Origin of the sequence: Myxococcus sp. NMCA1 (assembly GCF_026810205.1) — a bacterium.
Taxonomy (GTDB): Bacteria; Myxococcota; Myxococcia; order Myxococcales; family Myxococcaceae; genus Myxococcus; species Myxococcus xanthus_A.
The window spans coordinates 6,519,964-6,533,931 of the sequence record NZ_CP113950.1; the positions used below are offsets into that span (position 1 = coordinate 6,519,964).

Below are 13,968 nucleotides of genomic sequence, written 5' to 3' on the forward strand. Positions count from 1 at the left end.
CGTCCACGGTGGATTCCAGGAGGCCCACACTCCACGTTCCTGGGAGGGGTCACCGACTGTTCACCGAACGACTGCGAGATCGTCTCGGAGATCGATCATAGATTGCACGGGCCATGCCGGGCCGAGCACTAGATCTCGCGTTGACAGGTTGGGTACCCCCCCATAGCTTGTGGCTGGTCGATGGCGCCCCACCAGCCGATGTGGCTGAGAGCGGGGAAGAGGAGGGATTGTGGGTTTCTTGCACACAGCATCGGTTTGGCCCATAAATCCCTCCAGACACACCGTCGATTCCAGCCGCTAGCCCCGTCCCGCCGGAACGGGACTTACCTGAACAATTTTCCAGTAACGTGGTGGGGAACCCCGCTTCCCTGGACAGGCCTCGTGTCTGCCCGAAGCGCCCTGCTTTTGTCTGGAGTGAGCCGCTCGTGAACTTCGATACGCCCGTGAAGCCGTCCGCCAACATGTCTGTCCCGCCCGTCTCCTCCGGTCCGTCCACGCCGGCGACGACGCCCGCGCCGACGGGCGCCGCTGCCTCGGGCGCGGTTGCTTCCGAGCCCACGGCGGGCGACTTCAGCGCGACCTCCATGCGGGTGCGCAAGCGCAACGGCGGCGCGGAGACGGTGGACCTCAACAAGATTGTCCGCGCCGTGGGCCGCTCCTGCGTGGGCCTGCCCCGCGTGGACGCGATGCGCGTGGCCACGAAGACCATCTCCGGCCTGTATGACGGCGCCACCACGCGCGAGCTGGACAGCCTCTCCATCCAGACGGCCGCCGCGCTCATCGTCGAGGAGCCCGAGTACGGCCGTCTCTCCGCGCGCCTGCTGGCCACCTTCATCCAGAAGGAGGTCAGCAACCAGGACATCCACTCCTTCAGCCAGTCCGTCGCCGCGGGCCACAAGCACGGGCTGATCGCTGACCGGCTGCTCCAGTTCGTCCAGGCCAACGCGCGCAAGCTCAACGCGGCCATCGACCCGTCGCGCAACGACCTCTTCGAGTACTTCGGCCTGCGCACCGTCTACGACAGGTACCTGCTGAAGAACCCGCAGACGCGCGAGGTGCTGGAGACGCCGCAGGAGTTCTTCCTCCGCGTGGCCAGCGCGCTCAGCGGCGACAATGTGAATGAGGCCATCGAGCTGTACCGGCTGTTCAGCTCGCTGGAGTACCTGCCCAGCTCCCCTACCCTGTTCAATTCGGGCACGCGCCACGAGCAGCTTTCGAGCTGCTTCCTCTTGGACTCGCCCGCGGACGAGCTGGACGCCATCTACAAGAAGTATTCGGACATCGCGATGCTGTCGAAGTTCTCCGGCGGCATCGGCGTGGCGTACCACCGGGTGCGCGCGCGCGGCTCGCTCATCAAGTCCACCAACGGGCACTCCAACGGCATCGTGCCCTGGCTGAAGACGCTGGACGCCTCCGTCGCGGCGGTGAACCAGGGCGGCAAGCGCAAGGGCGCGTGCTGCGTGTACCTGGAGACGTGGCACGCGGACATCGAGGACTTCCTCGAGCTGCGTGAGAACACCGGCGACGACGCGCGCCGCACGCACAACCTGAACCTGGCCAACTGGGTGCCGGACCTCTTCATGAAGCGCGTGGAGGCGGACGGGGACTGGAGCCTGTTCGACCCGAAGTCCGTCCCCCACCTCACGGACCTGTACGGTGACGCCTTCGAGCAGGCCTACGCGAAGGCCGAGGCCGACGGCCTGGCCATGCGCAAGGTGAAGGCGCGTGACCTCTACGCCCGGATGATGAAGTGCCTGGCGCAGACGGGTAACGGCTGGATGACCTTCAAGGACATCAGCAACCGCAAGAGCAACCAGACGGGCAAGGCGGGCAACGTCATCCACCTGTCCAACCTGTGCACCGAAATCCTGGAGGTGACGAGCCAGGGTGAGACGGCGGTGTGCAACCTGGGCTCGTTGAACCTGAGCCGGATGCTGGTCAACGGGAAGTTCGACTTCGAGCGGCTGCGCGCCAACGCCCAGCTCGCGATGCGGCAGCTCGACCGCGTCATCGACCTGAACTACTACCCCATCCCCACGGCGGCTTCGTCCAACAAGCGCTGGCGCCCGGTGGGCCTGGGCCTGATGGGCCTCCAGGACGTCTTCTTCCAGCTCAAGCTGGCCTTCGACTCGGCGGAGGCGCGTGCGCTCTCCAAGAAGATTTCGGAGGAGATCTACTTCGCGGCGCTGACCACGTCGTGCGAGCTGGCCGAGCAGTACGGCGCCCACGAATCCTTCCAGGAGACGCGGGCGGCCAAGGGCGAGCTCCAGTTCGACCACTGGGGCGTGGTGCCCGAGGACACGGCGCGCTGGGACTCGCTGCGCCAGCGCATCATGAAGCACGGCCTGCGCAACTCGCTGATGATTGCCATCGCCCCCACGGCGACGATTGCCTCCATCGTCGGCTGCTACGAGTGCATCGAGCCGCAGGTGTCCAACCTGTTCAAGCGCGAGACGCTGTCGGGTGACTTCCTCCAGGTGAACCGCTACCTGGTGCGCGACCTCCAGGCGCTGGGGCTGTGGAACGAGAACATCCGCAACCGCATCAAGATGGCGGAAGGCAGCGTGCAGGACATTACTGAGCTGCCGGAGAACCTGCGCGCGGTGTACCGCACGGCGTGGGAGCTGCCGATGCGCTCGCTGCTGGACATGGGCGCGGACCGCGGGGCGTTCATCGACCAGAGCCAGTCGCTCAACCTCTTCGTCGAGACGCCGAACATCGGGAAGCTGTCCTCGATGTACTTCTACGCGTGGCAGAAGGGCCTGAAGACCACGTACTACCTGCGCTCGCGTCCGGCGACGCGGATTGCCAAGGCGACGGTGGGCGCGGGTGGTGGCGCCAGCATGGCGTCGGCGGCCCCTGCCCCGGTGGCGAAGGCGACCGAGGCCGAGGCAGTGGCCTGCTCGCTGGAGAACCCCGAGGCGTGCGAGGCCTGCCAGTAGGCATTGAGACGCTGACGGTTTCGCAGTTGGAAGAACGTTTGAGTTACCGCGCCGCAGCGCGAGGAGCACGGAAGCAATGCTGTTGAACCCTGGCCTGAATCTCACGCTGCGCCCGATGGCGTATCCGCAGTTCTTCGAGATGTACCGGAACGCCATCAAGAACACCTGGACCGTGGAGGAGGTCGACTTCTCCACGGACCTGGTGGACCTGCGCTCGAAGATGACGGACGCGGAGCGCCACCTCATCCACCGGCTGGTGGCGTTCTTCGCGACGGGAGACAGCATCGTCGGCAACAACCTGGTGCTGAACCTCTACAAGCACCTGAACGCGCCCGAGGCGCGGATGTACCTGTCGCGCCAGCTCTACGAGGAGGCGCTGCACGTCCAGTTCTACCTGACGCTGCTGGACACCTACGTTCCTGACCCGGCGGAGCGGGCGATGGCCTTCGCGGCCGTCGACAACATCCCTTCCATCCAGCGCAAGGCGCAGTTCTGCATGAAGTGGATGGACAGCATCCAGGGGCTGGACACGCTGCAGACGAAGGCGCACCGGCGGCAGTTCCTGCTGAACCTCATCTGCTTCGCTGGCTGCATTGAAGGTCTCTTCTTCTTCGCGGCCTTCGCCTACGTGTACTTCCTGCGCAGCAAGGGCCTGTTGAACGGCCTGGCGGCGGGCACCAACTGGGTGTTCCGGGACGAGAGCGCGCACATGGCGTTCGCGTTCGAGTCCATCCAGGTGGCGCGCAAGGAGGAGCCGGACCTCTTCGACGCGCAGATGGAGCGCGACGTGGTGGCCATGCTCCGCGAGGCCGTGGAGTGCGAGACGCAGTTCGCCCAGGACCTGCTGAGCGGCGGCGTGATGGGCCTGTCCGTCCAGGACATGCGCGGCTACCTGGAGTACGTGGCGGACCAGCGGCTCCAGATGATGGGCATGTCGCCCGTGTTCGGCACGAAGAACCCGCTGCACTTCATGGACCTGCAGGACGTGCAGGAGCTCACGAACTTCTTCGAGCGCCGCGTGTCGTCGTACCAGGTGGCCGTGGGTGTGGGCGCGGCCACGGACGTCGTGCTCGACGCGGCGTTCTGATCGGCTGTGCGCTGTGTCCCGGGGCGCGGCTTACGCGCCCCGGTTGAGGTCAGCGCGTGGACGGCTCACCGCTCTGTCGTGAAGCCCGCTCCGCAGCCTATTGCCTCATGGCCTGCGTTCCCTCCTCGGTGAGCGCGATGGTGAGCGGGCCCAACACGATGACTTCGGGTTTGGCTCCCACAGCCACGGCACCCTCGAATTTATCAAGCAGGACACTCCGGTTGACAACGCGTCGAATTGCTCACCTGTGAGCCCCCGACCGTCGAGGGGCGCTGAGCCAGTCGACTCGCCTCCATTCAAAGCGGCTCTTGGACCAGCGAGACTTCATGTGTCTCCGATCCCGTCCACTCGACGTACCGATCTGACACGGGGGCTTTCGCGTCCATGTTCGCAGCGCAAGCTGCGCCAAAAGCCTCCGAGATGTAGGCTACAAGCTTTTCGGCCTTGAGCAGCGATGCACCTTGAGGTTGAAGCTCACGCTGAATGACGTCGACCGGCCGGTCCTCATGCGCAATGAAAGTCGCGACCGCCCTGCTCACATCAACGCCGCACTGGAAGACCAGAAACAAGCGGTTTTTGAATAACCCCTGAGCCTGATGCCAAGGAGCCTTTCAAAGGGCAGCCTTGAGTTCTGGCCACTCTGTATTGTCGAGTGGGACTTCGAGGCTTATGGCCTGCTCATTGAACTGAGCAAACAGATTCGCACCCAGTGTACCCTGAAGGATCCACATCAGGTTAGCGTGATGGCGAAAAGCAGAAGAAAATCAGAGAAATAAATGCAGTTGGGCAGGCAGGTTCGCAAAAATGGGGCGACCCGGGACTGGCCTGTTCCTGAATTAGGCATTTATATTCCATGCCATGCCCTCACTTCCCTCACTTCAAGAGAACGCAGCACACAGGGAGCAAGCCGGGAGGTCGCGCATCAAGGAACTCCTTGAACGAAACGACCCAGTCTCTCTCTTTGTAACTACAGCTTCACTGATGTCGTTCTCATCGCCGGAACTATTTAGAGACGCCACACACGGAACTTCCTCTGTAAAGTCCGAGCTACTCGCATACGAACTATTTCCGCACTTCCCAGACACCCACCATCCAACCAACTCAATCCACCTCACCCCAGCCACCCCCACAGACATAAACACATGCGTCCAATCCCTCGACGAAATCTTACTAGGCCGCACATTTGTCGGCAACCTCTCCACCGACAAGACCACCCCAAATGACATTTTAATCAATATCACAAAGTCGCGCGCTGAGATTATCCGAGGAAGCGGCTACCCAGCACAAACCGAGATTCGGATATGTGAAATTCAAGGACGGTTCGACTCATGGTTCAGGCGCAGAACAGGCCTAGCACCATCGCGCGCCGTCGAACTACTCAACAAAATACTTCACACCCAAGAGGAAGCACTAAACAACATCATCCTTCCCAAAGTCCGCGAATTAGCCATCCAGGCGGAGGAAACGTGGCGCACCGCCAAGAACACTGCGACACAAGATCGCAATGAACTTCAGAACAAACTACTACAGAACTTCCAATCACCAAAGACTCCCGCTTACTTGGAGCCACGCTCCTTTACGAACTAGCCCCACAACACATTCCCGTAAACAGAGAAGCAGCAGGCGCCGAAACCATAGAGTGGGAGGCGCTCACCAACCTCATCGGATTCTCCAAGGATACGCGGTCAACTATAACTACCCCAACAGCTGTCCGACAGCGCCCCCTCTTTGTCCTGCCCGACAAGCGACTGATTCTTTTCGACATATCAAATACATTCGATGCCACATGGGACGCCTTTGAAGAACATGCACGATCAGACAAACAATTCCATGAGAGATACCAAAAACACACCGCACAATGGCTCGAAAAGCGCATCAGCAACCATCTCTCCAGATTCTTCCCCATATCCGCAATTTACAAAAACCTACACTACCCCGACCCTACCTCTTTGTCTGGCGGAACTGCCGAACTTGATGCTGCAGTCACATGGGGAGACTCGTTAGTCTTAATAGAAGCCAAAGCTCGGCAGTTCCGCCTCTCAGGGCAACTCGAACGCCCCGGCCAACTCCGAACGGATCTCAAGCTCAACGTTGAAGACGCCTTTATCCAAGCATGCCGCGCGCGACAATACATCGAAACCGCAACAAGCCCCACATTCACTGAAAAGGGCACCGGCAGAGTACTGGAGATCGCTAAGAAGCAATCCCCAAGAATCTACCTGATGACGGTCTCACTACATCAACTCACAAACCTAACTACCCAACTCAGTCAACTAGAGCCACTCGGCCTGTTCAAGTCCAACGATTACCCATACTCAGTCTCAGAGGCTGACCTGGAGATCATTTCGGAGTTCTTCCCAACCCCGGACATCTTCTTGCATTACATCGAGAAGCGGCTTGAGGTTCACAGACTAAGCGCAAGAGTCTCAGGGGACGAACTCGATCTATTTGGCGCCTACTTGGATACACGATTTGTCAACAGACAACTATGGGACGACCCCACACACAATATCAATGGATTCTTCCTTGATGGATACTCTGCTCAGTTTGACCAATGGGCGTTTGCCCGCTGGAGAAACTTGGGCCGACTGCCCGACATCCAACTCCGAGTGCCATCTGAAGCTCTCGACTTTCTGATTCAACTCAAAGACATCAACACACCCGATGCACGGAGAGCAGCAAAATCCATTCTCGAATTATCTAACTCCGCGCTTACCCTGTTCTCACAGTCGATCCAAAAGATAATACTATCTCCACCTCCTCCTGGAACGACTCGAAGCTTCTCATCGAACATAGAGGGGACTCTTGTTTGCCTTGTCTGCAGCGCCGCCCCGCCCCCTCCAGGGCTTTCAGAACAGTTGCTCTACCGAGCTTCGCTCGAAGATTATCGAATCAAGTCGAGGCGTACACTGGGGTTTGGACTGGCAATCAACGACAAAAAGACGACAATTATCGACATTTTCGTGCGTGAAGAACCTTGGAGGCAAGACCCCCAGATGGATGCATTCTTGGCAAGTGACCGCGCAAATCCTCTCCCAGGCAGCATCATGCCGAAGAGAAATGATCCTTGCTTCTGTGGTTCAGGGCTCAAACACAAAAGATGCTGCCTCTCGAGAATAAGGAGATTAAAGACTGCCGAATAAACCACCTTGGCACGGTTACTATCTGATACTCACAATCCTACTCGTTCAATTTCGGGATCAGCTCTACTCCCTCAACGGGGCATCCCGTGAAGCCACCACATCAGCGCCCCCACCACGAGTTGGCCACCGACGAACAGCGCCAGCCGCCACGGTAGGCGCACTGGCCGCCCCTGGAAATCATCGAAGCGCACCAGGGCGAACAGGGCCCAGACCAGGGTCATCACACCGCTGAGAACGAAGCCCTTCACCGGGCTCTCCACCGGCGGGGCGAAGATGAAGTGGTACAGCACCGCGGGAACCACGAAGGCCGCCAGCAGCACCAGCCCCCAGATGCGCGCTGCGGGCACCAGCGTGGCCGCCCTGCGCATCCTCCGGGCCCTCCCGAGCTTCGGCGCCATCTCGCTCACCGGCGTCGGCTTGGGCAGCACCTTCCCCTTCCACACCAGATAGTGCGTGGCCAGCAGCCGCGAGGCGCGCGTCAAGTTGAAGCCCTCCACCGGCGTCCCCGCCGCCATCGCGCTGCGGCAGTTCACCGCCCAGTCGATGTAGTGGTGGACCTCCTCCAGCGGCAGCTTGACGATGCTCCGGATGACCTCTCGCGCCACCATGGGCGCCAGCGGGTCCACGCTCCAGCCGTCCGGCCCCAGCGTGCTCAGCGCCTCGTCCTCCCGCTTCGCTCCAGTGGACACGCCCTCCTCGCCCTGGGACTCCAGTTCCCACGCCATGGTGCCCACGTCGCCCATCCACACCCGCGTGCTCTTGAAGCCCGCTTCCTTCGCCAGGCTGGCCACGCGCGTCAGGAACCCATCCTGCTCCGCCGCCTCCACCTCGCCTTCGACGACGCGCGGCGCACCGAGCACCTGCACATCGATGAGCGTCAGCGACGGCCCGAACTGGAAGACGTCCGCGACGACGATGTCGCTCCGAGGCGGCTCCCCGAACGACGTCCCCAGTGCGGCGTCCATCCACTGACGAACCCTGGACCGATCCGGGCTCCCGTGAACCCAGAGGTGATTTGCGATGCCGTAGGCCATGAGTTCCTCGGCCCGGATGCCTACCAGAGACGCACCGCCCTGCTCCAGGCCGTTGGAGCCCTCTTCCTCCATGGAGCCACCCCGGGTCATGGTCGACCGGGACGCACCGCATGAACCGGACTGGCCCAACCCTTCTGGTTCAGGATGCCCTGCGCCGCCGTCATCCGCTTCGCCTGGAGCCCACGTGGTGGGAATGGTGAACGAGCCGGGCACGAGGCCTATTTCTTCACCTGCAGTTCCACGACGCGCGCGGATGCAATCTCCCCCAGGATCCTCCGCAGGCTTCCGAGACTGGCTCCCCCGAGGTCAAATGCCCTCCTGTTCCCAGTTCCCGATCTTGGCGTCCCCCTGCACACCATGACCGCATCGGGCCGCTCATACAGCCTGCAGAACCGGCCCGTGGAAATCGGCTGCTCAAAGCCAAGGCTGCTCATCACAGGATCGAGGTTCGTCAGAAAATCAGGGGTGTTGCCCCTCAGACTGCCACTGCTGGTGTGCGCCGCCCTGTCGACCCGGAAAAGGGAGAGTGCGCCCCAAGCCAGCATCTCCCGAAGCGTCTCGAAAGAATCGGTCAGCTCCTTGCCTCGGGCTTCACGCGAGGTGACCATGGCATCATCTCTCGCGGGCGCATTGAAGTCGTAGAAGAGATGAAGCGGCATCATCTCGTCGGACTCATAGGCGATGAGCAGAAAGCGAGGATCGGGCTGGACGAGCTTCTTGCCGTAGCATGACAGTACGCGCGCAGCGGAGAAGTCCAGCGTGGGATATGCCAGGGGCCCCATGCTGTTGCCCATGCGGAGCAGGAACCAGCGATAGAACGACGGAAGCGGGCGGCCGGAAATCCGCTCGATTTTTTCGACCGTGGCAGGTTCTGCGCCACGCCACTGCTCCTTGAGCCGAGGAACGGTCCGCAGCAGCAGGCGATCCATCTGGGGCTCTATTTCTTCGTGTGATGGCATCGCGGCTCCTGTACTTCCGGGCAGATCATCATCGGGAGGAGGACACAACAAGTGCCGCACGGCGGGACCGTCTTCCCATGCTCGAATGGCCCGGCGACCACTGTACCGCTCACCTTGTCCCGGAACTTGATCTGCCCGCGGGTCGGCTTGCCCTCCGGATGGAACCATTGCTCGGTGATGCCACCAGGGAAGGCCTTGTCCTGCATTACGAGCACAAGCGCTTTCGGCGCGGCACAGCGTCCCGGCGGATAGGCTGCGGGGAGTTGCTGGTTACGACGAAATTTCTGAAACTCATTATCGGCATCCACCCAAATGTCCTCAACGGCATCCGTTCGCTCCTTGAACCGGTTCTTGAGGAACGCAAGGACCCCGTTGCGATTGGAGAAGCCGTCAGCATCGCTCCCCTCGTTCTCTTCCTGAGCTTCGCTCTTTGGGACCTGGGCGTGGTGCCATCCGAGCGCTTCCGCACTGGCACAGAAGTCATTGTCGGTCTCACCAGAGCGCTCGGCATAGTGCTTCGCCTTGCACCTGCACTGGACGACCCCGATCATCGTGGCGTTCGGGTACTCCTTCTTGGCGAGTTTCTTGGCCAGCCGTTCAGCGTTGACCTTGGTCGCCTTCGTCTCTTTGATGGAGCCCTGCTTGCCATGCGACTTCTTGCACAGCGGGCACTTGTCATCTCCGGTGACGAAGACAACGGCCCCGGCGGCCTGGACCACCCCCAACATCGTCGCCGCGTTGGCAGGGCTCCCGCTTGGTCCGCAGTTGTTGAGCATGGGGTCACCGAGCAACTGGACGTTCTTTCCGTCGAACTTCACATCCATGGCCCCAGGTCCCACGAAACTGGTAGGCCCCTCCACGTTGGCGGAGATAATCCCACCGCCGGTGCCCTTGCTGGCGATGTCCCCCATGGAGCCGAAGGTGGCGCCCTGAATTGCGACCCTCTTCCCTGCGATGGTCACCGACTTGGTGTACTTTCGTGGGTCCTGCCCGCTCTTACCGATGTTGGGCAACGGCGTCGGAACGAACGGCGCCGGAGGTCCCGGCATCTTGCATACATTGGGGAGCGTCGCCGCAGCGATGCCACTGCTCCCTTCGGTCACGGGCGTCTTGGGTGCGTTGATTGAGACCTTCGGCATGAAGTTGTCTCCTAGGACTCCCGAGGTTCCTGCAGCAACATCGCTCCACGCAGGCCGCCATCGGAGCCCGCGACCACCAGAGCCCGTGGGCCTCGCGCATACCCCCGTGCGAATGCCCGGACCGCCAGGATGCATCCTAGCGCGCCAGAGGCGGCACCGACATCGCCCCAGCAACTGCATGGGGCACTGTAGCCAGTGAATTTCCAGACGGAAGGTGTCCGCAGCACAACGAAGCCCCACTCCTCGCTTCGATAGCGCTCGCCATTGATGTCCGTGTACAGGTCGTCAACCCCTTCCTGGGGTAACTTGAGCCCCGTCACGGCGCCCTCGACTGCCTCGGTCATCCCAACACCGAGCGAACCCGTGTTGCTGTCGCGAAGCTGGCGCTCCTGAGCGGTGCGTGCTCCCCGCACGACAGCCAGCCCTGGCAGCCTCAGGCGGCGCCGCAGGCCGGCGCTCATCAGCGCGAGACAAGCAGCGCCCTCACCGGGCGTAAAGCCGCTGCGAATCCCTGGCTGCGCAAACCGACGAGCCCGCTCCAGCCATAGGAAAGTCTCCGTGTGGTGATAGCTGTCGGCACCTGCCACCAGGAACAGGTGGTCCTTGCCCTCCGCACACTCCCGCTGGGCCTGCTCCACCGCCCGGAGCGCTCCTGCGTGGCCTCTCCCAGCAAGCACGACGCGCGCGCCGGATCGTCTTGCACGATAGCGCGCGTCCACGGCGTTGAGCAGCCACCCCTCGTCGTCCTCGGAGAATCCGGGGCGGAACTCCGGACACGCCAGCAACACGCTGAGCTGGCACAGCGAGAGCACTTCAGCGCCCAGCTTGGCCTCGACCTCACCCAATGCACTCTCTAGCAGCTGAAGGACCCGCTCCCGTCCCTCCAGCTTCGGATCAAGCAGCCCGTCCGAAGCAATCACCACAGGCTCGCCTTGGGCATCGGCGAAGGGGTACTCGGCGTAGCGAGAGATGCCGGCACGAATAGCCGCCGCACTGCTCTCCGCTGTGTACCCAACGGGGGTCCGAGCGCCGACCGCAACGACTGAGAGCGAGGCGCTCATTCCCCCTCCTTCAACTCGACGATCTCCGTCTCGTCGAGGTAGTCCGCATCCGGAGCAGGCACGCACAGCGTGCCCTGCCATACCAACGAGAGTCGCATGGCGTCAGGTTCCAGGAGGACGGTGGTCAGGCGTGCTCCATGCTCCTCGCTCCGCCGTCCCACATGCGTGGTGAAGCCGAGCAGGATGCGAGGCAACTCGAAGCGAAGGACCCCTTCGGGTGTCAGGTTCACCAACTCGACCCGTTCGCCGCCGTTGAGTTGGCTGTCGAGCCGCTGGTCCTCGGGGGCGCTCAGGGCGAAGACGGGATCGTAGTCATCGGGGAGCAGGGGCTTCTTCGTGCGCGCCCACCGGGCGTCATACGTCCCCGCGAACTTACGCCGAGGCATCCAGGCCGCGTCGATGGGGCCGAACCCAGCGGGGCCTCGGGCAGCCGGGTCTCCGCCGGGATACTCGATGGTGTGGGCGGGCTTGCCCGTCAGGTGCCCATCACGTGTCGAGAAACCGCGCCCAATGGGATTCCGTTCGTCGAGCCGATGCTTCCCGGGGTCGGAGCCCGCCTGGTCGTAGCCTCCGAACGCGGCTTCATAACGAATGGGGCTCGTGGTGAAGGGCTGGGGCCTGCTCGTCGTCATCCCGAACATCCCCCGAGCGTAGGTGCGCTGCCCGTGAACGAGCAGTACCTTGTGAATCTGCCCGAGCCTCAGCGAGACCGGTACCGTCTCCGCAGGCTTGCCGCGAGGAGCATGCGCGCAAGCGTCGAGCAGCACCTCCGTGCCCGGCTTTACCGCAAGCAGGTCCGAGTCATAGCGCAAGCTCGACTGGCCAGGCTCTCCGAAGTACTCAGGCATCAGCACGGGAGGCGGCTGCTCATCCGCCAATCGGAGCCGCCCCCCAGGTATGATGTCAAAGGTCGCCTTGACCGCGACAAGCCACCAGTGGACTCCGTCCTTGTCGCGCGTCCAGTTTCGTTCTGCGGCGTATGCTGTACGATTCTGCAGTGCCCACATGGGACGTCACTCCCCAAAGGTGCGCGCCAGTGGACGTGTCGGCACAGTCGCGGCTACACGCGCTGCTCCGGCTAGTTCCGCAACCTGCCGAGCTGTGAGCGCCAGCGTCTGAACGCAGTGCGCTCCCTGAGTCCTCAACGCTAATTCCTGTGCGAGGACGTGCCGCCGACGCATGGACCCGTTCGCCAGCGCAGCCAAGAGTGCCGTGCCGCTGAACGGCTTACCGCCCAGATAGCGCGCACTCGACAAGTAATCCTGGCGAGTTCGCAGCCACCAATCAGCGACTGATGCGCGCGCCGGCACCGGCAGTTCGTCCTCATGTCTTGGGGTCAGGTCGGCGTCGAGGTCATCTTCCTCCAATGGAGGGAGCGACTCCTCTTCCTCCACCTCCACGGAATAGGTGTCGTTCAGCGTCAGTCCGGTGATCGCGCTAAAAGCCTCGCCAGCGAGCCGCGCCACCGACGGCACCTGCCCCATCAATTCCAGGCACGCTTCCGCCGCGGCAACCCGCCCTGTAAACCCCAGCGCCCACAGTACGTCCGTGCGAATGACACCGTCAGCCGTGAGTTTCACCAGATGCTCAACGTCGTTGTCATCACCACATATCGCCTGAAGAACCCGGGCCGCCGATGCGCCATCTCCGCGGCCGCGCGCCTCCTGGCGGCACGCGTCCCATGCCGCGCGCACACCCGCCATGAGGCCGTACTCGATGGCTGCCAGCCTCACCTTCGGGCGCTTGTCGTTCAGCAGTCGAGTCAGCTCCCGAAGACCGAGAGCCTTTCCCAACACGCCAAGACCTTTCAGTGCCGCCACCACCACCCGACCATCCTCATGACCTAGCAACTCCAGCGCCGCGTCCCGAGGCACGGCTCCGCGGAAGGCAAGCACTTCTAATACCAATGCCTGCATGGCTGCCTCGGATGAATTCAGCAACGGAACCAGTGCGGCCTCCAACCCAAGGCGCCTGCTGACCTCCAGCGCACGCCGCAACGAAGCCTGCACAACAGGAGACGCGACCGGCGCCAGCGCGAGGACTGCATCCAAGGTGGAAGATGGAGATTCGGCGATGGAGGCGAACACGGAGCAGAACACCTCTCCAGGCTCTTCGCCCTCCAGCGCAGGTCGCAGCAACGCCTCGGCGACGGACTCGCCACCAAGCACCAGTCCATCCAGGTGTGCCAGCAGTCGCTCCTCTAACTGCGCTGTCTCTTCCAGGTTGTAGTGCAGCCCCCGCAGCGCCCGCTCCCACTGAAAATATAGAAAGGCCGCCTCGGAAAAGTGCTCTTCGAAGACATCCATCCTCATCATGGGCATCACTTCAATTCCCCCTCGCCGAGCTGCCCTGGAGCCAATGAGTGAAATGCCGCACTTTACCTTACATGCACGGAGTCGCGCGATTGCCCTCGCGCGCGACCAACACGCGCCCCGCCGCATCAGTGTCGAGATATCAGCCCGACCGTGTGCTCTTATTGAAACCAACCAATGTCGGCTCACCCAAGCACCCATCACCCTTGACTCCCCCCTGTCAGCTCCGGCGATGCGTTTAGGTATGCCTATGCCCCGTGCAGCCGCCCCATCATTGCATTTCAGCATCCC

General features: G+C 62.3%; 9 protein-coding genes. 3 read left to right on the forward strand and 6 right to left on the reverse strand.

What is annotated here, in order from left to right:
- Positions 1-425: 425 nt before the first annotated feature.
- The 3 genes from OZ403_RS26700 to OZ403_RS26710 all read left to right on the forward strand — a co-directional run bounded on the left by OZ403_RS26700 (position 426) and on the right by OZ403_RS26710 (position 7,172).
- Positions 426-2,942, forward strand: a complete 2,517-nt coding sequence (locus OZ403_RS26700) for a ribonucleoside-diphosphate reductase subunit alpha (protein WP_268782104.1) — start codon at positions 426-428, stop codon at positions 2,940-2,942.
- Between the two features lie 76 nt (positions 2,943-3,018).
- A complete protein-coding gene (locus OZ403_RS26705) occupies positions 3,019-4,029 on the forward strand; it encodes a ribonucleotide-diphosphate reductase subunit beta (RefSeq protein WP_268782105.1) in 1,011 nt (336 codons plus the stop codon).
- A gap of 2,222 nt (positions 4,030-6,251) precedes the next feature.
- Entirely contained in the window at positions 6,252-7,172 is a 921-nt protein-coding gene (locus OZ403_RS26710) for a YecA family protein (RefSeq protein ID WP_268782106.1), read from the forward strand.
- Between the two features lie 71 nt (positions 7,173-7,243).
- Here OZ403_RS26710 and OZ403_RS26715 read toward each other — a convergent pair whose 3' ends face one another.
- The 6 genes from OZ403_RS26715 to OZ403_RS26740 all read right to left on the reverse strand — a co-directional run bounded on the left by OZ403_RS26715 (position 7,244) and on the right by OZ403_RS26740 (position 13,671).
- Positions 7,244-8,296 (reverse strand): hypothetical protein, encoded by a 1,053-nt coding sequence (locus OZ403_RS26715; RefSeq protein ID WP_268782107.1) that lies wholly within the window; start codon positions 8,294-8,296, stop codon positions 7,244-7,246.
- A 128-nt stretch (positions 8,297-8,424) separates the two neighbouring features.
- Positions 8,425-9,135, reverse strand: a complete 711-nt coding sequence (locus OZ403_RS26720; RefSeq protein WP_268782108.1) for an SMI1/KNR4 family protein — start codon at positions 9,133-9,135, stop codon at positions 8,425-8,427.
- 8 nt (positions 9,136-9,143) lie between these two features.
- Positions 9,144-10,304, reverse strand: coding sequence for a PAAR-like domain-containing protein (locus tag OZ403_RS26725; RefSeq protein WP_268782109.1), 1,161 nt, complete (start codon positions 10,302-10,304; stop codon positions 9,144-9,146).
- Between the two features lie 11 nt (positions 10,305-10,315).
- The gene (locus tag OZ403_RS26730; RefSeq protein ID WP_268782110.1) at positions 10,316-11,365 is read right to left on the reverse strand and encodes a hypothetical protein; all 1,050 of its coding nucleotides are present in this window, start codon (positions 11,363-11,365) and stop codon (positions 10,316-10,318) included.
- Complete coding sequence (locus OZ403_RS26735; RefSeq protein ID WP_268782111.1) at positions 11,362-12,372, reverse strand: DUF2169 family type VI secretion system accessory protein; 1,011 nt, start codon at positions 12,370-12,372, stop codon at positions 11,362-11,364. Before OZ403_RS26735 ends, OZ403_RS26730 begins: the two co-directional genes overlap by 4 nt.
- Positions 12,373-12,378: 6 nt before the next feature.
- Positions 12,379-13,671, reverse strand: coding sequence for a TIGR02270 family protein (locus OZ403_RS26740; protein WP_268782112.1), 1,293 nt, complete (start codon positions 13,669-13,671; stop codon positions 12,379-12,381).
- Positions 13,672-13,968 lie beyond the last annotated feature (297 nt).

Coding starts and splice junctions, on each gene's coding strand:
- OZ403_RS26705 (WP_268782105.1), top strand. CDS start 3,019: ATGCTGTTGAACCCTGGCCTGAATCTCACGCTGCGCCCGATGGCGTAT.
- OZ403_RS26735 (WP_268782111.1), bottom strand. CDS start 12,372: ATGTGGGCACTGCAGAATCGTACAGCATACGCCGCAGAACGAAACTGG.
- OZ403_RS26715 (WP_268782107.1), bottom strand. CDS start 8,296: ATGACCCGGGGTGGCTCCATGGAGGAAGAGGGCTCCAACGGCCTGGAG.
- OZ403_RS26730 (WP_268782110.1), bottom strand. CDS start 11,365: ATGAGCGCCTCGCTCTCAGTCGTTGCGGTCGGCGCTCGGACCCCCGTT.
- OZ403_RS26710 (WP_268782106.1), top strand. CDS start 6,252: ATGACGGTCTCACTACATCAACTCACAAACCTAACTACCCAACTCAGT.
- OZ403_RS26720 (WP_268782108.1), bottom strand. CDS start 9,135: ATGGATCGCCTGCTGCTGCGGACCGTTCCTCGGCTCAAGGAGCAGTGG.
- OZ403_RS26740 (WP_268782112.1), bottom strand. CDS start 13,671: ATGGATGTCTTCGAAGAGCACTTTTCCGAGGCGGCCTTTCTATATTTT.
- OZ403_RS26725 (WP_268782109.1), bottom strand. CDS start 10,304: ATGCCGAAGGTCTCAATCAACGCACCCAAGACGCCCGTGACCGAAGGG.